Here is a 25238-nt window from a genome sequence, read left to right on the forward strand (position 1 = left end):
GGGGGGCTTCGTGAGGGGTGCCGTACTGTCCGTGGACGCGGGCAACAGCAAGACCGACGTGGCGTTGGTGGACGTGGACGGCACCGTACTCGGCACGGCCCGCGGCGGCGGCTTCCACCCGCACCTGGTGGGCGCCGAACGCGCGGTCGCCGGGTTGGCGCCGCTGGTGGCCGAGGTCGCCGCGCAGGCGGGCTCGGACGGACCGACGCGGGTGCGTCATGTGCAGGCGTGCTTGGCCAACGCCGATCTCCCAACGGAGGAGCGGCGGCTGACCGAACAACTCACCGCGCGGGCCTGGGGCGAGACGACCACCGTCGCCAACGACACCTTCGCCCTGCTGCGCGCCGGGCTCGGCGACGGCCGCGAGCCGGTGGGCGTCGCCGTGGTCTGCGGCGCGGGCATCAACTGCGCGGGGCTGGCGCCCGGCGGACGTACCGCCTGCTTCCCCGCCGTCGGGCGGATCTCCGGCGACTGGGGCGGCGGGGCGTTCCTGGCCGACGAGGCCCTGTGGTGGGCGGCGCGCGCGGCGGACGGGCGCGGCGACCCGACGGAGCTGGCGGCCGCGCTGCCCGCGCGCTTCGGGCTGGCCGGGATGTACGAGCTGATCGAGGCGCTGCACCTGGGCCGGATCCCCGGGGAACGCCGCCACGACATGGCCCCCGTGCTGTTCTCGGTGGCCGCGGCGGGCGACCGCGTCGCGCGCCGGATCGTCGCCCGGCAGGCCGACGAGGTCGTCGCGCTGGCCACGACCGCCCTGGCGCGGCTGGAGCTGCTGGAGGAGGCGGTGCCGGTGGTGCTGGGCGGCGGCGTACTGACGGCCCGCCACCCCCTGCTCGACGACCGGATCCGCACCCAGCTGGCAGCCCGCGCCCCCAAGGCCGTCCCCCACCTGGTCACGGCCCCGCCCGTCCTGGGCGCGGCCTTGCTGGCTCTGGACCACGTGGCGGCACCACCGTCGTCGTACGTACGGCTGCGCGCGCAGTACGCGTGACGTAACCGGCCCGCCCCGAATGCCGTGGGGTCGGGCCGTCGCGTCGGGTGCGGCTCCTTACTCAAGCCCCCCGAACCGGCCTGAGGCCGCAGCGGCAACGAACCTGGGCATCTGCTCGCGGGTGAGCAGCAGCGGGGCCCGTGCGAATCCTTGCTGTCCCGAACAGCGATCGTGTCGTCGCCCACGATGCCGCACTCGACGCAGTCGAACTACGCGCCGGAGGCCGAAGACTTCCACCACGTCACGGCCAGTGTCGATGCGTCCTCAACATGACTCATAGGCTCTTCCTTATCTGCGCGATCAGTACCGCTGACGCCTCGACCGACTCAGCAGCGGACGCGAGCCGTTGCCACGCAGTGCGGTACACGGCGATCTTGTCCCGGTCCTCGACGTACAGCGGGGTCGAGGCCAGCCCCTCGGTATAGGCGACGTCGAGGTCCATATGCGGCCCGAAGCCCAGGATGCTGAATGTCCCCAGCTGCCCGACATGCAACGGGGCCTCGGACCGCAGCACCTGGATGGTGACGTTCGGCCGCTTGCTCATCGACAGCAATCGCCCCAGTTGCTCATACATCAGGTTCTCGTCTGCGACGGTCGAGCGCAGGGCCTGTTCAGCGATGATCGCCCACATCGTGAGCGGTTTCTCGCGTGTGAGCACCGCCTGACGCGCGAGCCGGACCTCGACCAGCGCGTCGATCTGCGCCGCGACCGCCTCGGACATCGCTGTTGCGCGGTTGATCTCACGTGCGTACTCGGCCGTTTGGAGAAGGCCGGGGATCGCGCCCAAATGCCACGCCGAGACGGACTCCGCCTCGGCTTCGAGGCTGATCAGATCCTCGTACGCGGGAGTGAGAACATCCCGGTACGAATTCCACCAGCCGCGCTGGTCGCCGTCTTTGGTGAGCATGACCAGGGCGGCGCGCAGCTCATCACTCACCTCGCGGCCCAGCGTGGCGTACAGATCCAGCAGCGCCTCGACGTCCTTCGCCTTCGTCGCGCTCTTGGCCGTCTCTATCCGCGACAACTTCGAGGGGACGAACAAGCCCTCGGACCGCTCCGCGACCTCATCGAGGGTGAGTTCACCCCGCAGGGCGCGCAACTTCGCACCAAGGCGGCGCCGACGCACAGTGGGCACGCTCACGGGCCCCCTCCTTTCCAGTGTCCTGACGGACAGTTTGCCCCGCCCAACATCGCCTGTCACTTGAGGACTTACCACGCTACCCGACCGCTTTCACATCAGCATGCAATTTTCTATCTTGCCGCAGGCAGGTTGCGAGGAGGCGGGATAGAGGGGCACTCTGATGTGACCAAATGCGACCGCACCGTCACTCGCGCTGCGAACCGTCCTGCGCGGCGCGGCGCTTACCCGTGAGGGGTCATGCATGATCGAACAACGACGGAACCCGAAGCCCGCCTGCTGTGCACCTCAAGCCGGAATCCCGCCAGTGCTCTTACTGGCGAGCGAGCCCCAATCCGCCAGAACGGCCCGCACATTCGTACGTGAGTACGTCGATTACCACGTTCCGGGCGCAAGCGAGGACCACGTCGACACCGTCGTACTGGTCACGTGCGAACTGGTCACCAACTCCATCCGCTACGGCACCGAGCCCGGCGGGTCCCTAAGCGTCGTCATTAACGCCGACGAAGAACGAACGCGCGTCGAGGTACACGACCCCGTACACCGCCGACCGCGCCCCCGGCCAGAGTCCACCCATCGCGACCGCGGACGCGGCCTGCTCATCCTCGATGCCCTGTGCCCCGGTCAGTGGGGCGTGACCAACAGGCCCCACGGCAAGGCCGTGTGGGCGGAAGTGAAGGCAACATGATCACGCCTGGCGTTCAGGCCACGCCCGGACCCGGGTTCGTCGCCAGCGTCCGCCTCGCGACCGGCATCCACCGAACCGAGTCGTACAGCGTCGCTCAACTACTCGCCTACCACGTACCGCCCCGCCTCGCTCATGAGAACGTCGGGCGCATCAAAGACAACATGCGCGCCCTCGCCGACTCACTGCGCCTCGGCCACGCCGAGCAGCGACCGCCCTTGATCGGACGCCGCATCCAGCTACGGGGCAACCTGCCGTGGCTCGACTACGGCGACGAGAAATGGCGGCTGTGCATCCCGGCGGCGCCCTCATGGGTAGAGCTGGTCACTTGGGGCGCCCCCGTCCGCATCTGTGTCCTGCTCGAACCTCTCGCCGCAGGCTCCGGACAAGCAGAGACCGACGCGCACGTACGGCACTGCTTCACCAAACGGTCACTGCGCTGGGGAACGACATACCTCGCCTGAACCTCCCCGTACGAGGGACGGGCCGCCCCGGAGTGAGAGAGACCCCGGGCCGACCCGCTGAGGTTCGAGCGTAACCGGCCCACGATCGCCCCACCCACTGAGGGACAAGAAGACCGAAAGCGGATGGGGCGGTCGGCAAGACGTCGTCCTGTCCCGCCCCGCACCTGAAAGGTCACCCGAACGCGCCCGCGAAATCCTCGCGACCATCGAGGCCGACCCCGAGTACGACCGCCTGCGCACCGCGTGCGCCAAGTACGACGAGGACTGGACCAGCTTCATGGGGTACGCCCTCGTCGACGGGTTCGACATCGCCAAGGACACCGAACCCTTGTTCCCCGAGGCCATGCGCGCAATGGCCATCAAGTCGGCCGTCTACGAGATGACCGACGGCAACGAGGCGGCTGCCGAGGTCCCCGTCGCCATCCCCGTGGATGAGATGATCCACGCCCTCGCCGCACAGTTCACCGTCCTGTCCCGCGTCCAGGACCGGACCGGAATCAGGTTCGTCCACGCCACCGACCGCGAGGCCATCGGCGAATGGGACCACGGCGACTACACCCACCAGGTGTATCGCGCCGCGTGGGGGGCGATGAACGAGCGGTACTGGTTCGGCAAGGAGGAGACCGCCAAGCGCCGGGCGGCCGTCATGAGGAAGTACGAACCCATGGGCATCCTCGACGGCGGCCGACGGTTCGTCCCCGGGTTCGCCACGGCTGGCTAGTTGAGCGCGCGGCGCAGCGTCGCCAGCACGTCGACGCCCGGGAACGTCCGGGGAATCTCGGTGTGCGCCTGTTCGAGCAGGTCGTCGAGCAGGCACGGCGCTGCGCCGTACAGTGCCTCTCGCAGGTACGGCACCAGCTCCGCCTCCGTCGCGGGAAGCGCGAGCTTCGCGACCAGCGGGGCGCCCTTGCTCTTGTACCTGGCCGCGGGTAGCCCGACCTTGTGCGGGTGGACACAGACCGGCACGCCGTCGGAGTCGTACCGATGCCCGTCGGCAGGGTTGAACGGGCTCTCTTTGGTCGGGCGCTCGTACACGTCGAACTCGCCGACGGGAAGTCGGCGGGACGGACAGATGCCACACGCGAGATGGTGCGCATCACCGCTGACGAAAGGCTCAGCCATGGGGTGAGCCTACGGCTTGTCCCGTATAAGTGCGTGAGCTTGGACTTGTGACCCGCTGCAACTGGCCGAGTGAGTGCTTCCTCTGGCGAGTGAGCCTTCGGTAGGACGCTCGCGCGCTCGGTCGGCCCGGATGACGAGGGCGGGCTCCGTCGGGTGGCGGAGGAGAACACGCCGAGCGGGGGACGTGCGCGGGCAGGGGGAGGTCCGAGGCTGGGATTCCTGTTGAGGGAGTGGTGGTTTCGGGTGGACCGTTGGGATCGGGTCGGGCGGTGCGCGGCTTACGGGGCGGCACTGGCGCTGTCGCCGTATTTGTTGATCAAGGTGTCGTGGGTAGTTGGTTCGCTTCTCGGCGTGACACCGATCGGAGAAGGCTTCAACCAGGCCGGGTGGGTGCTCCTCAATACGGTGACCATCGGCATGGCGGGGATCGGGATCGCGTTGGCGCTCGCTTTGGTGAGGCCCTGGGGGATGCGGATACCGGGGTGGCTGGTGGCGTTCTGTGCCTGGACCGGGTCGGGGTTCCTTGTGTCGGTCCTTCCGTACGCCGTGCTCAGTACGCTGCTGGATTCTGCGCGCGGCGGCTCGGGGGGCGGCGGTGGGGGCGACGAAGCCGCCATGCCCGGCTGGGAGGCCGCGTTGGTCCAGTTCAGCTTTGTCGGGATGGGGCTGGGACTTGCTGTCGCACTGCCCTCCTACCTGCGACGCCGCTGGCCGGACGCATTCACCGGACGGCTCGGGGACGATACCCGTGCCAGTGCGCCATGGGCGGCTGTCGTCGCGGCCGTCGTCGGTCTGGTCTGGTTGTACTGGGCAGCCGGCGGCACGCTGGGACTCTCGCGCCCGGCCGAGCGGAACACCAACGGGTATGTGCTGACTGGCGTGGGCGCGTTCTGGGCTCTCGTCGGCTCGGCCGCATTCTGGATGCTCGCCCGGGCACGTCCCGCCGGACTGCCCCGTCGGCTCCTGTTGGCTCTCGGCTGGCTCGGGTCGGGCTCGCTGTTCGCGTGGAGCGGCTGGAAACTGCCACTCACGCTGTTGGTTGCGCTGGTCCACCCGGCCGACGTCACCCCGCCGGAGAATCTCGCCGTCGCCGCGGTGCTGCATCTAGCAGCCGTCGTCGCAGGCGCCACCATGCTGAGAACACTCGTCGGTTCACGCCCGCGAACCCCCGCGGCCTGAGACCAGCCCGGCGAGACGATCTTGGCGGTAGGTGAGGAAGGGGAGCCAGACAGCGGGCGGATTGCGCTTGAGACCATGTTCAACTCTGCCTTTTCTCCGGCAACAACGCCCCGGGCCCGCCCCCGGAACGCGCGTACGGGAACCGAACAGCCCGCGAGCGCGTGATGCCTGGCAGGAGGTCGGCCCGACCGCCGGTGAAGATCGCGATCCGAACAAGATCCGGGCAATACCGGTGAGATTGCCAGGAGCTGCGGCCATACTGCTGCGGGTAGTCGTCCCTTGCCGCGCCAGGCGACGGGCCATCGCCAGCGACCGAGGGGGAGAGGTCTCGTGTCACAGCCGCCGACCACGGGCGGAGCCGGACTGCCCGGGAACGGGCCGACCGCGGCGGCGCAACCCGCGCTGCCCGGGCCGCGTCCACCCGCATTCGGCGCACCACCAGCACCGGGTACGGCATCGGGGCCGGGGCCAGGGCCGGGGGCAGGGGAGCCGGGGGCGCCCGGGGGCCAGGCGCACCCGAGAAGCCAGGCGACCCCGGCGGTCCGCGGCAGACCGCCTGGCGCGAAGGTGTCGACCGGCTGCGCGCCGCCGCGGTCACCGAGCCCGGTCGGCTGCGCATCATCGGCGCGGTGCTGGCGGGCCTGGTGCTGCTGTTCGGCGCGGCGACCGCGTGGCAGGTCTCGGACCGGCAGGCGTCCGCCGACGCGGTGGTCGAGCGCAGCCAGCCGCTGAGCGCGGACGCCGCCCGCATCTACCGTTCGCTCGCCGACGCCGACACCACCGCGGCGAGCGGCTTCCTGGCCGGCGGGCAGGAGCCTCGCGCGGTGCGCGAACGCTACGAGGCGGACATCGCGGAGGCCTCGCAGCGGCTGGCGGAGGCGGCGGCCAACACCGAGGGCTCGGCCGCGGCCCGCCGCCAGATCGCCGCGCTCAACGAGAAGCTCCCGGTGTACACGGGCCTGATCGAGGCGGCCCGCGCCAACAACCGGCAGGGGCTGCCGCTGGGCGGCGCGTATCTGCGGTACGCCAACGACACGATGACCCGTTCCCTGCTGCCCGCCGCCCGCGCGCTGTACGAGACCGAGTCCGCGCGGCTCGGCGAGGACTACGAGGACGCGAAGGCGTGGCCGTGGGTGGCGCTGGCCACCGGCGTCCTGGCGCTGGGCGCCCTGGGCTGGGCGCAGCGCCGCAACTACCTGCGGACGAACCGGGTGTTCAACCACGGGCTGCTGGGGGCCTCCGCCGCCTGCACCGTGGTCCTGCTGTGGCTGGTGGTGGGGCACGGCGTCGCCGCCATCCAGCTGAGCGACTCCGACGAACACGGCGCGCGGTCGCTGCGGGTCCTCAACGAGGCGCAGATCAGCGCGTTGCAGGCGCGCGGTGACGAGAATCTGACGCTGGTGGCGCGCGGCGCGGTGACGGCGGGGAAGAACGGCGACAAGGACGCGTACGAGGTCAGCTACACGGAGCAGATGAAGCGGCTGGTCGGCGGCAACGGGAGTGACGGCGGCAGCGGCGCGGCCGACCGTGCCAGCCTGCTCGGTCGGGCCGACGCGCTGGCGGACGACAGCGAGGGCAGCACGCCGGTGGCGCGGGCGCTGGAGAACGTCCGGGAGTGGCAGAGCCGACACGCGGTGGCCCGGGCCGCCGACGACAAGGGCGACTACGAGGACGCCCTGCAGAAGGTGATCGGCGGCAAGGACAGCACGGGCGAGGCGTTCGACAAGGTCGACAAGGCGCTGACGCGCGCGCTCGCCCACGAGCAGCGGGAGTTCAGGCAGGCGGCCGACGACGGGCGCGGCGCGTTCACGGGGCTGGCCGTCGGGGCCGGGATCCTGGCCGTGCTGGGCGCCGCCGCCGCGCTGCTGGGCATCGGCCGCAGACTGTCGGAGTACCGGTGATGGGGGGCATGAGGATGCGAGGGTTCCGGTCCGGCGCGGTGGCGGCTTCCGTCGCGCTGACGGCGGCAGCGGCGTTCCTGGTGCCCGCCGCCCTCTCCGACGAGAAGGGCGGCGACGGCGACAGCGGCAGGACGCGCGGCGCCGACCACCGGGAGCTGACCGCGGCGGACGAGTCGCAGGCGGCCGAGGACACCTGCGACACGCCCGAGGCCAGCCTGCGGCCGTCCGCCGCGAGCGGCGCCGCCATCGAGCGGATCAAGAAGAACGGGCGGCTGATCGCGGGCGTCGACCAGAACAGCTTCCGCTGGGGCTACCGCGATCCGGCCACCCGGAAGCTGACCGGCTTCGACATCGACCTGGTGCGGGCCATCGCGGCCGACATCCTCGGCGACCCCGACGCGGTGACGTACCGCGCGATCCCCACCAACCAGCGCATCCCGGCGCTGAAGGAGGGCAAGGTCGACGTCGTCGTCCGCACGATGACGATCAACTGCAGGCGGATCGAGGACGTCGCGTTCTCCACCGCCTACTTCCAGGCCGGTCAACAGGTGCTGGCGCCCAAGGAGTCGCCGGTCACCGGGTACGACGACACCCTGCGCGGCCGCAAGGTCTGCACGGCCAAGGGCTCGACCGCCGAGGCGGCGCTGAAGGAGGACAGCCACGGCGCGACGGTGGTGCCCCCGCTGCCCAACCAGCTCGACTGCCTGGTACGGCTCCAACTCGGCGAGGTGGACGCGGTGATCACGGACAACGCGCTGGCCGCCGGACAGGCCGCCCAGGACCCGGCCGTCGAACTCAAGGGCAAGCCGTTCACGACCGAGTTGTATGGCGTGGCGATGAACAAGGACGACAAGGACCTGGTACGCCGGGTCAACAAGGTGCTGGACGACTACCGCAGGGGCGGAAAGGGCAGCCGCTGGATGCGCGCGTACGACAAGTGGCTCGCGAAGGACCTCGGCGAGGAGAATCCGACCGTGCCCCACCCCAAGTACCGGGACTGACCACATACATAGGGACCGACCACGTACAACTGACCACATACACCACGGACACACAGCACGCGGAGAGGTGATCGATGGGGGTCGCGGGACCCTTCCCCAGCGCCGCGGGGAAGCCTCAGGGACCGGCCATGAGCCGTGAGGAGGTGGACCGCGCGCTGGCCAGGCTGGGCGCCGAGCACGAGGCCATCGAGACCTCGCTGTTCGCCCTGCAGGACCACGCCGGCCGCCGGCTCCTCGAGGGCGCCGAGCTGACCGGGGTCACCCGGGACCGCTGGTCCACCACCGAGCAGGCCATCTCCTTGCTGTGGACGTACTTCGACGCGTACACCGACGCGCTGAACACCGCCCGCGAGCTGCGCGCCCGGCACCGCTGGCCCACCCCCGGCGAGCTGGCGGAGCTCGGGGAGCTGCTGGGCGGTGCCGCCGTCACGCTGCCCAGCAGCGGCACGCTCACCGGCGCGCCGCTGCTCAGCGAGGAGTTGGCACTGGAGGAGCTGGTCGCGCGGATGAACCGGTGGTACGCCGAGGCCCTGGACGTGATCGTCACCGCCGACGCCGTGTGGTCCGCGCTGCCCGCCCGGATCGACATGCTCGCCGCGGAGCTGAGGCGCACCCGTTCCCTCGCGCACTCCGTCGGGGTGCGGCCCGGCGAGCATCCGTCCGGCGACGACCTGGAGCGGATCACCACCGAACTCACCGCGCTGCGCGAGGAGGTGGTCCGCGATCCTCTGGCCTTCTGGAGCCCGGCGACGGGGAGTTCCGCGCCCGGCGGCGGCCGCCCGGACACCGCGCGCTACGACAGCGCGGCCCGCGCCCTGGAGGACGTACGGCGCGAGATCGAGGCGGTGCTGGACGTACGGCAGGACGCCGAGGCCCGGCTGATGCGGCTGCGGGACGTGCTGTCGCGGGCGGACCGCACGCTCACCGAGGCCCGGCAGGCGCGCGGCGAGGTGCTGGCGAAGATCGCGGCGTCGGAGGTGCCCGCGGTCAGCGGTCCGGCGACGGCGCTGCACGAGCAGGTGGCGACGGCGGCCGAGTACCGCAGACGCGCCCAGTGGCACCGGCTGTCCCCGCTGCTGGAGAGCCTGGAGCAGCGGGCCGAGGACGAACTGCTGCGGGCCCGCGAGTCGTTGACCGCGGTGACGGCGCCGCTGGCGGTCCGCGCGGAGCTGCGCGGCCGGCTCGACGCATACCGGGCGAAGGTCGCCCGGCACGGTCTCGCGGAGGATCCGCTGCTGATCGAGCGGTACGACGTGGCGCGCCGCATGCTGTGGAGCGCGCCGTGCGACCTGCGCGCCGCCGATCAGGCCGTGGTGCGCTACCAGCAGGCGGCGGCCGAGGGCATCGAGGCGGCGCGCCGGAGCGAGCCGAGTGCGGCTAGTGAGCCGGGTGCACCGAGTGAGCCGAGCGACCGGAGGGAAAGTTGATGAGCGGCGCCGACCAGAGGTGCCAGCGGCCGGGCTGCGGCGGTGCGTACGAGGACGTGGGCGGCGGTGAGCTGTACTGCGACACCTGCGGCCTCGCGCCGGTCGTGTCGCACAACCGGATGGTCGGTTCGCCGCCCACCGGCATGACCGCCCAGGGCGGCGGCGGTTCGGGACGCGACGGACGCGGTGGGTCGGGGCGCGGTGGTTCGGGGCGCGGCAGCGGATCGTCCTCGCGCGGCTCCTCCCGCGGCTCCTCCCGTGGTTCGGCGCGCTCGCAGAGCTCCCGGTCCTCGCGGCGCTCGGTGTCCGGGCGGCTGTCGCGGTCGGTGTCCGGCCGGACCTCGTCGCGTTCGGTGTCGGTGCGCAGCTCGCGCTCGGCCACCTCCGCCTCGGGACGCAACCGGCTGGGCGCGGGCCTGGTCAGCGTCCCCGACGTGCCGCGCCCCGACCCGCGTACGGCCGTGCTGGCCAACCCCGAGGTGCCGGAGCGGAAGCGGTTCTGCAGCCGGAGCGACTGCGGGGCCCCGGTGGGCCGGGCGCGCGGCGGCCGCCCGGGCCGTACCGAGGGCTTCTGCACCAAGTGCGGCCACCCGTACTCGTTCGTCCCCAAGCTGAACCCGGGCGACATCGTGCACGGGCAGTACGAGGTGGCGGGCTGTCTGGCACACGGCGGTCTGGGCTGGATCTACCTGGCCATAGACCGCGCGGTGTCGGACCGCTGGGTGGTGCTCAAGGGCCTGCTGGACACCGGCGACGAGGACGCGCTGTCGGCGGCCGTCTCGGAGCGGCGCTTCCTCGCCGAGATCGAGCACTCCAACATCGTGCGCATCTACAACTTCGTCGAGCACCTCGACCAGCGCACCGGCAGCCTCGACGGCTACATCGTGATGGAGTACGTCGGCGGCAAGTCGCTCAAGGAGATCGCCAACCAGCGGCGCGCCGCGGACGGCAAGCGCGATCCGCTGCCGGTGGAGCAGGCGTGCGCGTACGGCATCGAGGCGCTGGAGGCGCTCGGCCACCTGCACAGCCGGAACCTGCTGTACTGCGACTTCAAGGTCGACAACGCAATCCAGCAGCAGGACCAGCTGAAGCTGATCGACATGGGCGCGGTCCGGCGGATGGACGACGAGGACAGCGCGATCTACGGCACGGTCGGCTACCAGGCGCCGGAGGTCGCCGAGACGGGCCCGTCGGTCGCCTCCGACCTGTACACGGTGGCGCGGACGCTGGCGGTGCTCACCTTCGACTTCCAGGGCTACACGAACGTCTTCGTGGACAGCCTGCCCGACCCGGACAACATCGAGGTCTTCCGGAACTACGAGTCGTTCTACCGGCTGCTGGTACGGGCCACCGACCCCGATCCGGGGCGCAGGTTCGCCTCCGCGCAGGAGATGTCCGACCAGTTGACGGGCGTGCTGCGGGAGGTCGTGGCGCTCCAGTCCGGCCGCCCGCGGCCGGCGCTGTCCACGTTGTTCGGGCCGGAGTTGCGGGTGGTGGACACGGAGCTGTTCGCCGAGCCGACCGGAGACCCGTCGGCGCTGGGAGCGCGGGACGCCGACGGCGGGCGAGGCGGCAGGGGTACGCGCGGTAGCGGAAGTACGCGCGGCAGCGGGGGCGGGCTGCTCGGCCGTGGGCGGAAGGCCGGGACGGCGGCCGGTGCGGTCATCGGGACGGCCCAGGCACCGGCGGCCCAGGCACCGGCGGCTCAGGCACCTGCCTGGCCGAGTGGCGCGGCCGTCGAGCCGCCTCAGCCGTTGCCGGGGCCGGGGCCGGACGCGCAGGCGCCGCCCGCCCTCCGGCCGTTGGACGCCCGGCTCACCGCGCTGGCGCTGCCGGTGCCGCGGGTCGACCCCGCCGACCCCAACGCCGGATTCCTGGCGGGCCTGCTGGCCACCTCGGCCCCCGCCGAGCTGCACGCGGCGCTCCAGGCCGCGCCGGCCGACTCCGCCGAGCTGCGGCTGCGGCGGGTCCGCGCGCAGCTGGAACTCGGCGAGGAGCCGGCGGCGGCCGGAGAGCTGATGGCGCTGGAGGCGGCGTACCCCGAGGACTGGCGCATCGTCTGGTACCGGGGTCTGCACGCGCTGGCCACCGGCGACCACGAGCTGGCGGCCGCCTCCTTCGACGCCGTCTACGACGCGTTCCCCGGCGAGGCCCCGCCGAAGCTGGCGCTCGGCGTGTGCGCGGAGATCCTCGGCCAGTTGGACAACGCCGCCGAGTACTACCGGCTGGTGTGGGCGACCGACCCCGCCTACGTCAGCGCGGCCTTCGGGCTCGCCCGGGTGCGGCTGTGCTCGGGTGACCGTACGGGCGCGGTGCAGGCGCTGGAGTCGGTACCGGAGTCGTCGATCCACTACACGGCGGCCCGGGTGGCGGCCGTGCGCGCCCGGCTGCGGCTGGGGTCCGCCACGGCCGAGGGATGGCAGGGCGGTGCCCCTGGAGCGTTCCTCGGCGACCTGACGGCAGCGGCGCTCCAGGTGGAGCGGCTGCGGGACTTCGGGCTCGACGCGGTACGGCGCGAGCGGCTGTGCACGGAGGTGCTGGGCAGCGCGCTGGACTGGGTCCTGTCGGGGGGCGACGGCGCGCCGCCGCGGGCCACCGCGCCCGGCCCGGCCGGGGGCCCCGCCCCCGGCGCGGTGGTCCTGCTCGGCAGCAGCCTGGACGAGCGTGGGCTGCGCTTCGGTCTCGAACGCTCGTACCGCATGCTCGCCCGGCTCGCGCAGCGGGGCGAGGAGAGGATCGAACTGGTGGAGCGGGCCAACCGCTTCCGCCCCAGGACGTGGGTGTGATCGATGTCCCAAATGCCGCAGCTGCCCCAGCTGTCCGCCTGCCCGAGCTGTGCCGAGCCGCTGGAATCGGGTGACAACTTCTGTGGCGGCTGCGGCGCCGACCTGTCGGCGCCGCAGCCGGCCGTGACCGGCGCCGACCCGCACCCGACGCTCTCCCTGAACGGCCTCTCGCGCGGGGGGAGCCGGGCGGGCGGCGAGCACGGCGCCGAGGCGGGCGCAGCCGAACCTCGGGCCGGGGCCGACGACTACGCGCTGCCCGCGCCCGCACCGGGCCCCTCCCTCGCGGCGGGCCTCGCACCCGCGACGGGCCTCTCCTCCGCCCCGGAGGTCGGCCCCGCGGGCTTCGGCCCCGCAGTCTTCGGCGCCGCCGGGACCGGTCCCGTAGGGCCCCCGGAGCCCGAGCCCGCCGCCGGCCCCGACCCGACCCGCGCCACCGGCCCCGCTCCCGCTGCCGACCCCGACCCCGCCCCCCTTCCCGCCGCCGATCCGCGCACCGCGCTCGGGACCTCGGCACCGGGGGCAGGACCGGGGCCAGGACCGGGATCGGGACCGGCGACCGTCCCCGCGGGCGGTCGCGCGTGCGCGGCCTGCCGGGCGGGGGTCATCGACAAGGACGGATACTGCGAGCACTGCGGGCACGCCCAGCCCCGGGAGCGGGATCACATGGAGCACGAGACGACCGGCGTCGCGGCGGCCACCGACCGGGGGCTGCGGCACCACCGCAACGAGGACGCGTTCAGCGTGTCCACCACCGCGCTGCCCGACGGCTCACCGGCCGTCGTCGCGGTCGTGTGCGACGGCGTGTCCTCCGCGACCCGGCCCGACGACGCCTCCGAGGCGGCGGCGAACGCCGCCAGGGAGGCGCTGGTCGCCGCGCTCCCCCGGGGCACGCGCCCGCAGCACGCCATGCACGAGGCGATCATGGCCGCCTCCGAGGCGGTCAACGCCCTGGCCCTCCAGCCCGCCTCCGTACCGGACCAGCACCGCCAGGAGAACGCCCCGGCCTGCACCATCGTCAGCGCCGTGGTCGCGGGCGGCATCCTCACCGTGGGCTGGGTCGGCGACAGCCGCGCGTACTGGGTACCCGACGACCGCACGGCGCCCGCGGCCCGCCTCACCGAGGACGACTCCTGGGCGGCGCAGATGGTGGCGGCGGGCCTGATGTCCGAGGAGGAGGCGTACGCGGACGAGCGCGCCCACGCCATCACCGGCTGGCTCGGCGCGGACGCGTACGAACTGGAGCCGCACACCGCGTCGTACAAGCCGGACCGGCCCGGCGTGGTGGTGGTCTGCACCGACGGGCTGTGGAACTACGCCGAGTCCGCGGACGAGATGGCCGTGGCGGTCCCGGCCGACGCCCGGTCGCGGCCGCTGGACAGCGCCCGGACGCTGATCGACCACGCGCTCGACGGCGGCGGCCACGACAACGTAACAGTGGCGGTCCTCCCGTTCCCGGCTCCACCGGGCGGGCAGGATCGGCCTGAGGCCCGAGGGGGGGCGGTGCGCGCGTGCCCGAGCGGCACGCGCGCACGCGGGGCACGTCTGTGCGCCCGTTCACGTTCAGTCCACGTGCAGTGCCAAGGAGCGCGACAGATGGCCAACTTCTCCAAGGCGACGGGTCCGCGGTTCGCGGTCGACGTCTACCAGAACGCGTACCTCCCCGAGGGGGCCGGGAGGTGCACGCGATCGTCACGGTCACCGCCACCGGCGGGGGTACGACGGGCCGGCTGCCCGCGCCCACCGCCGCCGTGGTGATCATGGTCGACTGCTCCGGCTCCATGGACTATCCGCCGACGAAGATGCGCAACGCGCGGGAGGCCACGGCCGCCGCGATCGACACCGTCCGCGACGGCGTCGCCTTCGCCGTCGTCGCGGGCACGCACAAGGCGGTGGAGGTCTTTCCCGGGGACGGCCGGCTGGTGCCCGCCGATCCGGCCAGCCGGGCCCGGGCCAAGGACGCCCTGCGCAGGCTAAGCCCGGGCGGCGGCACGGCGATCGGCACCTGGCTGCGGCTGGCGGACCGGCTGCTGGCCTCCTCCGACGTCGCCATCCGGCACGGCATCCTGCTCACCGACGGCCGCAACGAGCACGAGACGCCGGAGGAGCTGCGGGCGGCGCTGGACGCGTGCGCGGGCCGCTTCACGTGTGACGCGCGGGGCGTCGGCACCGACTGGGAGGTCAAGGAGGTCACCGGGATCGCCTCCGCCCTGCTCGGGACCGCCGACATCGTGGCCGATCCGTCCGAGCTCACCGCGGACTTCACGCGGATGATGGAGCACGCGATGGGCAAGGAGGTCGCGGACGTCGCGCTGCGGCTGTGGACGCCGCAGGGCGCCGAGGTGCTGTTCGTCAAGCAGGTCGCCCCGGCGGTGGAGGACCTGACGGGCCGGCGGGTGGCGGCGGGGCCGCGCGCCGGGGACTATCCGACGGGCTCGTGGGGGGACGAGTCCCGGGACTACCACGTGTGCGTACGGGTGCCCGCGGCGGGCGTCGGGCAGGAGATGCTGGCGGCCCGGGTGGCCCTGGTGCTGCCGGACTCCGGCGAGGGTCCGCGGCCGCCGCTGTCCCAAGGGCTGGTACGGGCAGTGTGGACGGACGACATGGCCGCCTCGACGTCGATCAACCCGCAGGTCGCGCACTACACGGGCCAGGTCGAGCTGGCGCAGGTGATCCAGCAGGGGCTCGACGCGCGTAAGGCGGGCGACTGGAGCGGTGCGACGGCGAAGCTCGGCCGTGCCGTCCAGCTCGCCAGCGCTTCGGGGAACGAGGATACGGCGAAACTCCTTTCGAAGGTGGTGGACGTCGTGGACGCGCGGACAGGTACTGTGCGACTGAAGGCGAAGGTCGCGGAGGCGGACGAGATGACCCTCGAAACCCGCTCCACCAAGACGGTTCGCGTGAAGAAGTAGCAGGAGAACGCGCCCGCGGCGGACCACCCGACGGGGCGCGCACGGCGAAGCAAGCAGACAGCACAAGAGGGGGAATCTCCGACATGGCGACGTGCCCGAACGGCCACCAGTCGGCGGCCGACGACTGGTGCGAGGTGTGCGGCCACCGGATGTCGGGGACGCCCATGCCGCCCGGTGCCCCGCCGCCACCGCCGCCCATGATGGGCGCACCACAGCCACCAGGCGGCCCCGGAGCGCCGGGCGGCCACGGTGCCCCGGGCGGCCACGGTGCCCCGGGCGGGCATGGTGCCCCGGGGGCGCCGGGTGGCTACGGCTACCCGGCCCCGCAGCCGGAGCCCGCCTTCCAGGCAGAGCTGTGTCCGCAGTGCCGCACGCCGCGGGAGGCGCAGGCGCCGTTCTGCGAGGAGTGCCGGTACAACTTCCTGACGCACTCCGCGACGCCGTACTCCCCGCCGCCGCCACCCGCGCCGGGCGGCTTCCAGCCCCCGTCGCTCACCCCTCCGCAGCCGCCGGCCCAGCCGCACGGCACGCAGGGCGGCCAGTTCCCCGGGGCGGGGCCGTCGCCGATGAACCCGATGAGCCACCCGGCCGAGCCGTTCCCGGCTTCCCCGCCCGCCGGGACGCCGCTGCCCGGACAGATGCCGGGCCAGATACCGGGCCAGATACCGGGGCAGATGCCGGGGCAGATGCCCGGCCAGGCTCCGGGAGCACCGGGCTTTCCGGGCCAGGACCCAGGGGCCGGGGCTCCGGGCCGGGCACCGGGCCAGGGGTTCGGTTCCGACGACGACTGGACGCTGCCGCCTCCGGGCGGGCCCGCGGCCACGGCTCCCCCGCCGGGCGCGCAACCCCCTCTCGCGCCGCCCGCGCACCCCGCGCCGGGACCGGGCGCTCCCGGCCAGGGCGCGCCGGGGCCCGGCCCCGGCCCGATGCCGTACCCGCCGCAGGCGCCCGCCGGACCGCCGTTCGGGAACGACGACTTCCCCAGCACCGCCGTGCCGCACCCGCAGCCGGTGCAGCCCGCGCAGTTCCCGTCCGGCGCGGCGCCCGCGCCCGCGGGCTGGTTCGCGGTGATCGCACCGGACCGTGAGTACTTCATGGCGATGATGCACCGCAGCGGCCCCGAGGCCGCCGGGCTGAACCTCCCCGCGTACTCCCCGAGCAGCAACTGCCGCTCACCGGCCACCAGATCACCATCGGCCGCCGCCGGCACAGCACGGGCGAGTCCCCCGACATCGACCTGTCCCGCCCGCCGGAGGACCCCGGCGTCTCGCACCAGCACGCTGTCCTGGTGCAGCAGCCGGACGGCACCTGGGCGGTCGTGGACCAGAACTCGACCAACGGCACGACGCTCAACGGCTCCGACGAGCCGATCCAGCCCTATGTCCCGGTGCCGCTCCAGGATGGTGACCGGGTGCACGTCGGCGCCTGGACGACGATCACGGTGCGCCGCGGCTGACGGCGCGCTCGTACGGGAAGCGGCCGCCTGCTCCGACGAGCACGCGGCCGCTGTCGTGCGTACCGGCGGCGGCCCTGCGTGCCCGAGGCCGGGTCCGGGTCCGGGTCCGGGTCCGGGGCCGTCCTACGTCTCCGGTCCTCGTCCGGGCATCTGAGACCATGGGGGGTGATGGAGATTCCGCGCGGCACCCTTCAGGAGCAGACGTTCTACGAGCAGGTGGGCGGCGAGGAGACCTTCCGACGCCTGGTGCACCGCTTCTACCAGGGGGTCGCGGAGGACCCGCTGCTGCGCCCGATGTACCCGGAGGAGGACCTGGGCCCGGCCGAGGAGCGGCTGGTCCTGTTCCTGATCCAGTACTGGGGCGGCCCGCGTACGTACAGCGAGGGCCGCGGCCACCCCAGGCTGCGGATGCGGCACGCGCCGTTCAAGGTCGACCGGGCGGCCCATGACGCGTGGCTGCGCCACATGCGCGACGCGGTCGACGAACTCGGCCTGGCGCCGGAGCACGAGACGCAGCTGTGGAAGTACCTCACGTACGCCGCCGCCAGCATGATCAACGCCCCGGACTGATCCGGGACCGGGGCCGACCCGGGTACCGGCGGGGCGGCGGATCAGGCCGGAGCGACCGCAGGGCGGCCCGTCAGGCCGAGTGACCGGCGGCCGGCGGCCGGTTCAGGCGGGGGTGACCGACAGAGCGGCCCGTCAGGCCGGAGTGACCGGCAGAGCGGACAGCCCGCCGGTGCGGACCGCGATGGATCCGTACGGGGTACGCAGCCGAAGCCAGCCGGCCGCCGCCAGCAGCGCGATCGGCTCTTCCGCGACCGCTGTCGCCCCGGCCACCGCGGCCGCGCCGCGCGCCGGAGCCGGTGCCCCGGCCGGCACGGTCGGCACGGCCGGGCTCGCGGGCCGGACCCGTACCGGCCGCAGGAAGCCCAGCGACTGCGCCGCGTGGACTGCGCGCAGCGGCAGCCCGGTCGCACCCAGGGTGCGGGACCAGATCTCGCGGCCGATGCGGTCGCGCTCCGCGCGGGTGCGCCGCTCGGCGGGCAGCGCCTCGTCCCGTGCCCGGAACTCCGCCACGGCGGCGGCCACCGCCGTGGACATCTCCTCCTGGCCGGGGACGCCTTCGATGCGCCGCCAGCCGCCGCGCGGCGGCAGCACCCCGGCCCACGGCGGGCCGGTGACGGCCTGGGGCACGGCGACGGTCCGCCCGCCGGGCACGCTCTCCCGGTCGGACGCCCGCGCCGCGTCCAGCGCGTCGGCGAGCTGTCCGGCGGAGACGGTGACGTCCAGCCGGGACGGCCCGTCGGCGAGCCGCGCGGTGCGGATCGCGAGGACCTCGAAGGACGGCGGGCGGCCGAAGACCGCGAGCACTCCGCCACCCGCCTGGAGCCGCACGGCCGCCGCCCGGTCGTAGTGGAGCAGCCGCGCCAGGAAGGCGGCGAGGTCCGCCGCCTCCCGGTCGTCGGCGAAGTGGAGCGCGGGCACCGTCATACGGCGACGGCCCCCTCCGGCTCCGGGTCCGGCTTGGCGCCACCGGGGCCGCCGGCCGGGCCGCCGCGCGACGGTCCGGCCTCCAGGTACTGCCGCAGGAAGCCCTCCTCCTCGCGCGTGACGCGGCGCGGGCGGCCCGCCTCCAGGTCGTACGGCACGAGGACGGTGGAGGCGCGCACGTACACGGCCTCCTCGTCCTTGATCTCGTACGCGAGCGTCAGGTAGGCCACGCTGATCTTCGTCACCCAGGTCTCGATCGTCACCGGCGAGTGCCGGTGGACGAGCGGTTTGAGGTAGTCGATCTCGTGCCGGGCCACGACGACGCCGCCGGTGAACGCGTCACTGCCGTCCCCCGGCGCGAGCCGCCACATGAAGTCGACGCGCGCCTCCTCCAGGTAGCGGAGGTAGACCACGTTGTTGACGTGGCCGAACGCGTCCATGTCGGACCAGCGCAGGGGGCAGGAGTAGAGGTGGCGGGCCACGTCAGCCCCGGGTGAGCTTCTTGTAGGTGGCGCGGTGCGGACGGGCCGCGTCCGGGCCGAGCCGCTCGATCTTGTTCTTCTCGTACGACTCGAAGTTGCCCTCGAACCAGAACCACTTGGAGTCGCCCTCGTACGCGAGGATGTGCGTCGCGACGCGGTCCAGGAACCAGCGGTCGTGGGAGACGACCACGGCCGCGCCCGGGAACTCGAGCAGCGCGTTCTCCAGGGAGGACAGGGTCTCCACGTCGAGGTCGTTGGTCGGCTCGTCGAGGAGCAGCAGGTTGCCGCCCTGCTTGAGGGTGAGCGCCAGGTTGAGGCGGTTGCGCTCACCGCCGGAGAGCACACCGGCGGGCTTCTGCTGGTCCGGGCCCTTGAAGCCGAACGCGGAGACGTAGGCCCGCGAGGGCATCTCGACCTGGCCGACGTTGATGTAGTCCAGCTCGTCGGAGACGACGGCCCACAGCGTCTTCTTCGGGTCGATGTTGGCGCGGGACTGGTCGACGTAGGAGATCTTGACGGTCTCGCCGACCTTGATCTCACCGGCGTCCGGCTGCTCCAGGCCCTGGATCATCTTGAACAGGGTCGTCTTGCCGGCACCGTTGGGGCCGATGACGCCGACGATGCCGTTGCGCGGCAGCGTGAAGGACAGGTCGTCGATGAGGACCTTCTCCCCGAACGCCTTGGAGAGGTTGTTGACCTCGACCACGACGTTGCCCAGGCGCGGGCCCGGCGGGATCTGGATCTCCTCGAAGTCCAGCTTCCGGGTCTTCTCGGCCTCGGCGGCCATCTCCTCGTACCGGGCCAGACGGGCCTTGGACTTGGCCTGCCGTCCCTTGGCGTTGGAGCGGACCCACTCCAGCTCTTCCTTGAGCCGCTTGGCGCGCTTGGCGTCCTTCTGGCCCTCGACCTTCAGACGGGCCTGCTTGGTCTCCAGGTAGGTGGAGTAGTTGCCCTCGTAGCCGATGGCGCGGCCGCGGTCGAGCTCCAGGATCCAGCCGGCGACGTTGTCCAGGAAGTACCGGTCGTGGGTGATCGCGACGACGGTGCCCGCGTACTTGGCCAGGTGCTGCTCCAGCCACTGGACCGACTCGGCGTCCAGGTGGTTGGTGGGCTCGTCCAGCAGCAGCAGGTCGGGGGCCTCCAGCAGCAGCTTGCACAGCGCGACGCGGCGCTTCTCACCACCGGAGAGGTTGGTCACGGGCCAGTCGCCGGGCGGGCAGCCCAGGGCGTCCATGGCCTGCTCCAGCTGGGCGTCGAGGTCCCAGGCGTTGGCGTGGTCCAGGTCCTCCTGGAGCTTGCCCATCTCCTCCAGCAGCGCGTCGGAGTAGTCGGTCGCCATCAGCTCGGCGATCTCGTTGAACCGGTTGAGCTTGCCCTTGATCTCGGCGACGCCGTCCTCGACGTTCTCCAGAACGGTCTTGGACTCGTCCAGCTCCGGCTCCTGCATGAGGATGCCCACGGAGTAACCGGGCGACAGGAACGCGTCACCGTTCGACGGCTGCTCAAGACCGGCCATGATCTTCAGCACCGTGGACTTACCGGCGCCGTTGGGGCCCACGACACCGATCTTGGCGCCGGGCAGGAAGCTCAGCGTCACGTCGTCGAGGATCACCTTGTCACCGTGCGCCTTACGCGTCTTACGCATGGTGTAGATGTACTCAGCCAAGAGAAACCGTCCGGCATCTATAGGTGTCGATACGCGACCGAATCGGCCGGGCCGCGTGCGGGCAGATACACCCCATCTTGCCGTACGACAAGCCCGCGACGGAAACCCAGTCGGGTGGCCGTGTGCGGCGGCCGCCGTGGTGCGCCGACGGCCGGGTAGCGCTGCGGCCCCGGCCAGGTAGCACTGCGGCCCCGGTGCGCCGAGGGCGCGCCGGGGCCGCGAGAGGCTCACCGTCTCAGACGGTCACGTGGTCCTCACTGAGCGGCGCCGGACTTCTTCTTGCGGAGGAAGAACACCGTTCCGCCGCCGATGGCGACCAGCGCGACCGCGATGCCCGCGATCATCGGGGTGTTGCTGCTGCTGCCGGTCTCGGCGAGGTCACCGCCGTCGGTCTCACCGCCGGTGGTGCCGCCGGCCGAGGCCGGGCCCGGCTTGTTGGGCGGGGTGTCCTGGCCGCCGCCGTTGCCCGCGGTCTTGCAGTCGAGGACGCCGGAGAACGTCTTCTCGAAGCCGTTCGGGCCGGTGATGGTGAAGCGGTAGGACTGGTCCTCCCGCACCGGGACGGTGATCGTCTCGGACTTGCCGGCCTCGACGGTGTGCTCCTTGCCCGCGAGCTCGAAGGTGAACGCCTCGTCGCCCTTGTTCGTCGCGGTGACGTCCACGCCGCCCTTGGCGCAGTTCTTCTCGGCCGACAGCGCCGGTATCGGGCCCTTCTTCGCCCAGGTCGCGGTCGCGGTGGCGGAGACGGTGCTCTCGCTGGAACCGGCCAGGATCTGGGTCTGGCTCTTGCTCTCGCTGGCGAACGCGCGGCCGACGGGGACCTTCGTCGTGGCCTGGGCGGTCAGCGTGGTGGAGCCGTCGACGGCACCGGCGGGGATGTCGACGTACAGCCGGCTGCCGTTGGCGGCGCTGGTGACCGGCTTGCCGTCCTTGTCGACGACCTTGACGCCGGCGGGGGCCCCGGCGCCCGGGGCGACCGTGACCCGGGCGGCGTTGGTGTGCACGGTGATCGGGCCGAGCCGCTCGCCGGACTTGCCGGAGACCGCCGGCGGGTCCAGGGTCAGGGACGCCTTGGGCTCCTCCAGGCCCTGCGCGCTCTTCTCCAGGTAGTCGGCGAGCTTCTCCGCGGCCGGGTCGACGGCCTCGACATCGGCCTTATCGGAGAAGCGCCAGATGGCGACCTGGGTGCCGGCGGCGGCGGTCTTCTCGGTGAGGGCCCCGGAACCGGCCTTGGCCGCGAGCGCCGACAGGTCGTTCACCTGCGGGTAGGAGTTCTGCAGGATCCAGCGGATCTTGCCGGCGTCGGGGTTGTTGTGCAGCGAGGTCGCGTCCCAGGGCTTCTCCTGGTACCGCGCCTTCTCCTGCGTCGGGTTGTGGATGTCGATGCAGTACGTCTGAATGGTGCCGCCGTTGTCGACCGCCATCTCGAACAGACCGGCGCCGACTTCCTGGTCCTTGCCGTCGTCGTGGATGACCGCCTGGTCGAAGACTCTGAGGCCGGTGAGCGTGGCAGTCGCGCCGCCCTGGTCAGGGGTCGCGTCGTCCGCGGCGGCAGGACCCGCGACGGCTATCGCGCCGACCGCGGCCAGGCCGGAGGCCAGGACAGCGGCGGCGAGGCGGGCAGCGCCGCGCCTCTTTGCAGAGATCATGATTTCCCCTTCGGGCGAGCACAGGTCATCGAGGGCACGTCTCGCCGGCGAACTCCAAACTCAGGAAACCCCCGTTGGCACTCAGGGATCCTAGGGAGGTCGGCTCGCCCGTTCCCCATGAATGAGCACGGCCAACCGATCCGAATCGGAATCGTTATCGCCAGGACCGATCCAGGACCTGGCAATATCGATAAATCTCCGGCCTTCATGGGGCTGTTGCCCCGGTCAACTGCGGTTTGGCCTGGGAGACCCGCCTGAACGCCGCGGTGCCGCGGGCCAGATCGTGCCCCACCGCCAGCGCGTCGATCTCCACCGAGACCCGCCGATCGCTCTCGTGGCCCCGGGCACCCGCTGGTTCCTGAGGATCCCTCGGGACCGAGGCCGGGACCGGGACTGGGACCGGGGCCGGGACCGAGGCCGGGACCTGGGCGCCCCCGGGTTGCGGAGTGTCGCGCGGCTCCCGCCACTCCTCCCGGACCCGCAACCTTCCCTGCACGACCACCGGTTCACCGATGGTCACCGACGCGGCCACGTTCACCGCGAGCGATCGCCACGCCCACACCGTGTAGAAACTCGTGTACGCGTCCTGCCACACCTCGCGCGCCCGGTCCCAGCGACGTGCCGTCACCGCCAGCCGGAACCGCGTCACGGGCACCCCCGACGCCGTCTCCCGGAACTCCGGCCGTGTGGCCACGTTCCCCACCAAAGTCACCAAGGTCTCGTTCATTCGGACCAGCCTCCCCCGCTGCCGCTCATCTCTCGTGCCGTGTCCTCATGCTGCCCCGGCCGGCCGCATCCCGCTGAGGCGTGTGGACAAGCACCGGCCTGTGGACAACCCGGTCACCCGATCGAGGCGCCTGGCCGGAGTGGCGGCCCTCCTGGCGGGAGGGACGGCTCCACTGGCGGAGGAACAGCTCTGCTGGCGGGAGCGACAGCTCCTCAGCCCGACCCGCCCGCCGCGACCGCGTACTTCTCCCGCACCTCGCGGTACCGCCCCAGCTCAGCCGCCACCGGCTCCAGCACCCGGGTCCGTCCGCATCCCGCGGCCGCGTCCCGCATGCGCCGCTCCACCGACTGCCCGTACGCACGGGCCGGCCCGTGCGACACCAGCACGCAGCACCACGACAGCACCGGCCCGCTGAGCACTCCGCCCGCCAGGAGCACCGCGGGCTTCCACCAGTCGTAGTCCAGCCGACCGGCCACCGCGCCGACCAGCCAGCCCGTGGCCACGATCTGGAGGACCAGCAGGGCCAGTTGGGCCACCGCCACCGCCGACCACCACGGCGGCCGGGGCGGGCCGCCGTACGGAGCCACCGCGGCCACGGCCTCGTCCATCGCCTCCGGCAGCCCCTTGGCTCCCCGCCGCGCCGTCTCGCGAACCGCCTGCGCCCAGGGCGCCGGCAGGCCCGCCGCGGCCTCGTCCGCCACGATCCGTACCGCCTCGTCGACCGCGGGTCGCGCCGTCACCGGCTCCGCCGCCATCGGCCCGCCCGCCTCCTGTACGCCACCGCGGCCGAGCCGCCCCCACGGCGTCCCGCACGCCCGGCCCGCCTCGCGCACCCACATCCGCTCGGCCGCCTGTCCGACGGCCTCCGCCCCCGCCGCGTCCGCCAGCCGGTCCTCGAAGTCCGTGCACGAGCCCTCGCCCAGTCCGGCGCCCCCGCCGTTCCCCACATACGCCGGACGCAGCCGCTCGGTCGCCCCGTCGACGTCCGCGGACAGCCGCCGCTCGGCGGCTCCGCACTCGCCCACGAACCGGCCCAGCGCCTTCCGCAGTTCGCCGACGCCCTGGCCGGTCAGCGCGGACACCGGCATCACGGTCGCGCCCGGCTCGCCGTGCTCGCCCAGCGCCAGGCCGTCCTCGTCCAGCAGCCGCCGCAGGTCGTCCAGCACCTGGTCGGCGGCCTCGCCGGGCAGCCGGTCCACCTGGTTGAGGACGACGAAGGTCACCTCCGCGTAGCCCGCCAGCGGCCGCAGATAGCGCTCATGCAGCACGGCGTCCCCGTACTTCTCCGGATCCACCACCCACACCACCGCGTCGACCAGCCCGAGCAGCCGGTCGACCCGCTCCCGGTGGCCCGTGGCGGCCGAGTCGTGGTCGGGCAGGTCCAGCAGGACGAGCCCGCGCAGGACCGCGTCGTAGGGGTCCACCGGCCGGTGCCGGGCCTGCGGTGCGATGTCGAGCCGGTCCAGCAGCCCGTCGGCGTGGTCGGTCCAGGCGCAGGCGACGGGTTCGGCGGTGGTCGGCCGTCGCACCCCGGCCTTGGAGAGTTCGGTCCCCGCGAGGGAGTTGAAGAGAGTGGACTTCCCGCTTCCGGTGGCTCCGGCGAGTGCGACGACGGTGTGCCCGAGGGAGTGCCGCCCGCGCGCCACCGCCTCGTCCAGCACCCGGCCGGCCTCGGCGAGCGCGCGCCGGTCCAGCCGGTTGCGGGAGAGCCCCACCAGCTCGCGCAACGCGTCGAGACGCGGACGCAGGGTGCGCGGAGCGCCGCCCCGCGGGTACGGGTAGTCGGCGCCGCGGTCACGGTCACCGGACGCCGCCCAGGAGACGCGCCCGGCCCCGGTACCGCCTCGCGCAGGCGCGGCGCCCGTGAAGCTCGCCGTACCCGTCGTATGGGCCGTACGCGCCATGCCGGGCGCGGGAACCGTACCCGTCGTATGCGCCATGCCCGGCACGGGAGCCGTACTCGTCGTACGGGCCATGCCGGGCGCAGGAGCCGTACTCGTCGTCCGCGCCATGCCGAGCACGGGTGCCGCACCAGCCGCACCCGGCACGGGAGCTGCACTCGGCACAGACGCCATGCCCCGGACAGGAGCCGCACTCGGCGCACACGCCATGCCCGGCACGGGAGTCACACCCGGCACAGGAGCAGCGCCCAGCCCGCGAG

Annotated in this window: 18 protein-coding genes and 4 pseudogenes; 13 read left to right on the forward strand and 9 right to left on the reverse strand. The window is 72.9% G+C overall.

Features of this window, described 5'->3' with window-relative positions; all coding sequences use genetic code 11:
- The first annotated feature begins 10 nt into the window (after positions 1-10).
- Positions 11-991 carry an N-acetylglucosamine kinase gene (locus Q3Y56_RS10835; RefSeq protein WP_304461743.1) on the forward strand — a complete coding sequence of 327 codons (981 nt, stop codon included), beginning with the start codon at positions 11-13 and terminating at the stop codon, positions 989-991.
- Positions 992-1048: 57 nt separating this feature from the next.
- Here the strand turns inward: Q3Y56_RS10835 and Q3Y56_RS10840 are convergent.
- Positions 1049-1269 (reverse strand): annotated as a pseudogene (locus tag Q3Y56_RS10840) (DUF397 domain-containing protein).
- Positions 1266-2132: a helix-turn-helix transcriptional regulator gene (locus tag Q3Y56_RS10845; RefSeq protein WP_304461744.1), complete on the reverse strand. Its 867-nt coding sequence runs from the start codon at positions 2130-2132 to the stop codon at positions 1266-1268. The pseudogene Q3Y56_RS10840 and the gene Q3Y56_RS10845 overlap by 4 nt, the downstream one beginning before the upstream one ends.
- Before the next feature lie 241 nt (positions 2133-2373).
- Here Q3Y56_RS10845 and Q3Y56_RS10850 point away from each other — a divergent pair, with 241 nt between their 5' ends.
- The 3 genes from Q3Y56_RS10850 (at position 2374) to Q3Y56_RS10860 (ending at position 3999) form a co-directional block, all read left to right on the forward strand.
- Positions 2374-2817, forward strand: a complete 444-nt coding sequence (locus Q3Y56_RS10850; RefSeq protein ID WP_304461745.1) for an ATP-binding protein — start codon at positions 2374-2376, stop codon at positions 2815-2817.
- On the forward strand, positions 2814-3278 hold the full coding sequence (locus Q3Y56_RS10855) for a hypothetical protein (RefSeq protein ID WP_304461746.1): 465 nt from the start codon (positions 2814-2816) through the stop codon (positions 3276-3278). Before Q3Y56_RS10850 ends, Q3Y56_RS10855 begins: the two co-directional genes overlap by 4 nt.
- A 277-nt stretch (positions 3279-3555) precedes the next feature.
- Positions 3556-3999, forward strand: coding sequence for a hypothetical protein (locus tag Q3Y56_RS10860; protein ID WP_304461747.1), 444 nt, complete (start codon positions 3556-3558; stop codon positions 3997-3999).
- Here Q3Y56_RS10860 and Q3Y56_RS10865 read toward each other — a convergent pair.
- On the reverse strand, positions 3996-4400 hold the full coding sequence (locus tag Q3Y56_RS10865; protein WP_304461748.1) for a hypothetical protein: 405 nt from the start codon (positions 4398-4400) through the stop codon (positions 3996-3998). The two genes, Q3Y56_RS10860 and Q3Y56_RS10865, sit on opposite strands and share 4 nt — an antisense overlap.
- A gap of 243 nt (positions 4401-4643) precedes the next feature.
- Here Q3Y56_RS10865 and Q3Y56_RS10870 point away from each other — a divergent pair, with 243 nt between their 5' ends.
- The 9 genes and pseudogenes from Q3Y56_RS10870 to Q3Y56_RS10910 all read left to right on the forward strand — a co-directional run bounded on the left by Q3Y56_RS10870 (position 4644) and on the right by Q3Y56_RS10910 (position 17629).
- On the forward strand, positions 4644-5579 hold the full coding sequence (locus Q3Y56_RS10870) for a hypothetical protein (protein WP_304461749.1): 936 nt from the start codon (positions 4644-4646) through the stop codon (positions 5577-5579).
- A gap of 578 nt (positions 5580-6157) precedes the next feature.
- On the forward strand, positions 6158-7480 hold the full coding sequence (locus tag Q3Y56_RS10875; RefSeq protein WP_304465548.1) for a hypothetical protein: 1323 nt from the start codon (positions 6158-6160) through the stop codon (positions 7478-7480).
- Between the two features lie 8 nt (positions 7481-7488).
- Entirely contained in the window at positions 7489-8481 is a 993-nt protein-coding gene (locus Q3Y56_RS10880) for a glutamate ABC transporter substrate-binding protein (protein ID WP_304461750.1), read from the forward strand.
- 74 nt (positions 8482-8555) lie between these two features.
- Positions 8556-9908 (forward strand): hypothetical protein, encoded by a 1353-nt coding sequence (locus Q3Y56_RS10885; protein WP_304461751.1) that lies wholly within the window; start codon positions 8556-8558, stop codon positions 9906-9908.
- A complete protein-coding gene (locus Q3Y56_RS10890; protein ID WP_304461752.1) occupies positions 9908-12694 on the forward strand; it encodes a serine/threonine-protein kinase in 2787 nt (928 codons plus the stop codon). Before Q3Y56_RS10885 ends, Q3Y56_RS10890 begins: the two co-directional genes overlap by 1 nt.
- Before the next feature lie 3 nt (positions 12695-12697).
- Positions 12698-14161, forward strand: a pseudogene (locus tag Q3Y56_RS10895) (PP2C family serine/threonine-protein phosphatase); the annotation flags it as partial.
- A gap of 126 nt (positions 14162-14287) precedes the next feature.
- A pseudogene (locus tag Q3Y56_RS10900) lies at positions 14288-15603 on the forward strand (VWA domain-containing protein).
- A gap of 83 nt (positions 15604-15686) precedes the next feature.
- Positions 15687-17059 (forward strand): annotated as a pseudogene (locus Q3Y56_RS10905) (FHA domain-containing protein).
- Positions 17060-17224: 165 nt separating this feature from the next.
- Positions 17225-17629 (forward strand): globin, encoded by a 405-nt coding sequence (locus Q3Y56_RS10910; RefSeq protein ID WP_304461753.1) that lies wholly within the window; start codon positions 17225-17227, stop codon positions 17627-17629.
- A gap of 132 nt (positions 17630-17761) precedes the next feature.
- Here Q3Y56_RS10910 and Q3Y56_RS10915 read toward each other — a convergent pair whose 3' ends face one another.
- The 6 genes from Q3Y56_RS10915 to Q3Y56_RS10940 form a co-directional block, all read right to left on the reverse strand.
- A complete protein-coding gene (locus Q3Y56_RS10915) occupies positions 17762-18553 on the reverse strand; it encodes a hypothetical protein (protein ID WP_304461754.1) in 792 nt (263 codons plus the stop codon).
- Positions 18550-19035, reverse strand: coding sequence for a thioesterase family protein (locus tag Q3Y56_RS10920; RefSeq protein ID WP_304461755.1), 486 nt, complete (start codon positions 19033-19035; stop codon positions 18550-18552). Before Q3Y56_RS10920 ends, Q3Y56_RS10915 begins: the two co-directional genes overlap by 4 nt.
- A gap of 1 nt (position 19036) precedes the next feature.
- Positions 19037-20701 (reverse strand): energy-dependent translational throttle protein EttA, encoded by a 1665-nt coding sequence (ettA, locus tag Q3Y56_RS10925; protein WP_304461756.1) that lies wholly within the window; start codon positions 20699-20701, stop codon positions 19037-19039.
- 254 nt (positions 20702-20955) lie between these two features.
- Entirely contained in the window at positions 20956-22350 is a 1395-nt protein-coding gene (locus Q3Y56_RS10930) for an LAETG motif-containing sortase-dependent surface protein (RefSeq protein ID WP_304461757.1), read from the reverse strand.
- A gap of 205 nt (positions 22351-22555) precedes the next feature.
- The gene (locus Q3Y56_RS10935) at positions 22556-23077 is read right to left on the reverse strand and encodes a single-stranded DNA-binding protein (RefSeq protein WP_304461758.1); all 522 of its coding nucleotides are present in this window, start codon (positions 23075-23077) and stop codon (positions 22556-22558) included.
- Between the two features lie 212 nt (positions 23078-23289).
- Positions 23290-25017: a GTPase gene (locus Q3Y56_RS10940; RefSeq protein ID WP_304461759.1), complete on the reverse strand. Its 1728-nt coding sequence runs from the start codon at positions 25015-25017 to the stop codon at positions 23290-23292.
- Positions 25018-25238: the final 221 nt, after the last annotated feature.

The sequence above is a fragment of the Streptomyces sp. XD-27 genome (assembly GCF_030553055.1).
In the GTDB taxonomy this organism is placed as follows: Bacteria; Actinomycetota; Actinomycetes; order Streptomycetales; family Streptomycetaceae; genus Streptomyces.